Raw genomic sequence first — 1,055 nt, 5'->3', positions numbered from 1 at the left:
GGCTCATCGACTTGGGAATGTTTCCGAAAGAGAAGCCAAACGACACTACTTTAGACTGATTCAAGAGACATTTGAATCCCCAACTAACACGTGGACCATTGAAGCGCTCTGTCGTTTTTGTGGTGTATCAAAAAGCGGCTACTATCGATGGAAAAAGATTACTCAGGTGAATATTGAAAAGCGAGAACGTGAAGATCAAGTGGCTTTTTCTTTAATCCTAGAGGCATTTAATTACCGTCAAAAGCCCAAAGGGCAGCGACAAATATTGATGCATTTAGCTCACAATCGCACCCCGATGTGCCGCAGTAAAATTCGTCGATTGATGAAGAAATTCAATTTAGTGTGTCCGATTCGTAAGCCTCGTTTTCAACGCCAAGTATCTGCGGAGTATCAGGCTGAACATGTCAAACCCAACTATGTTAAACGTGAGTTTAGAGCTTACGGACCGCGTTCCGTGCTGTTGACGGATATTACTTATTTGCCGTATGGCAGGCAGAAGTGGGCGTATTTAGCGACGGTTAAAGATGCCTTTACGAACGAAATTCTGTCTTATGAACTCAGCCCGATGCTTCATATTGCGTTTGTTTTGAAGATGATACGACAACTTATCGCCCAGCATCCGGTGAGTTTAGCGACGCAAACCCTGATTCATTCAGATCAAGGGAGTCACTTTACCAGTGTGAAATTTCAGTACCTTGTGGAGAATAATGGGTTAATTCAATCGATGTCCCGACGTGGGAATTGTTGGGACAATGCCCCTCAGGAATCTTTTTATGGACATATGAAAGACGAGATTGACCTCGCTTCGTGTGAAGATTATGAGGACGTAAAAAAGCTCATTGAAGAGTATATGGATTACTACAACAATGAGCGTTACCAATGGAACTTAGCGAAGCTAAGCCCTATTCAATATTATCAGTTTTGTACTACCAATGTCTATCCTTTAGCAGATATTTATTCAACACCTGCATTACCGCACATCAGAACGATTGAAATTGAAGAGTAGCTGCACTCAAAATGTGGCTCAAATAGTCCTTGACTATAGGACCAGTTCA

At 42.2% G+C, this 1,055-nt stretch carries 1 protein-coding gene; it reads left to right on the top strand.

Features of this window, described 5'->3' with window-relative positions:
- On the top strand, window positions 1-1,006 hold a 1,006-nt coding region (locus FEZ33_RS12225; protein WP_138405617.1), incomplete at its 5' end, for an IS3 family transposase.
- Window positions 1,007-1,055 lie beyond the last annotated feature (49 nt).

The sequence above is a fragment of the Ruoffia tabacinasalis genome (genome assembly GCF_005864045.1).
Taxonomy (GTDB): Bacteria; Bacillota; Bacilli; order Lactobacillales; family Aerococcaceae; genus Ruoffia; species Ruoffia tabacinasalis.
The sequence above is the reverse complement of the archived record's forward strand: the minus strand, read 5'-3'. Positions and strand labels throughout refer to the sequence as shown.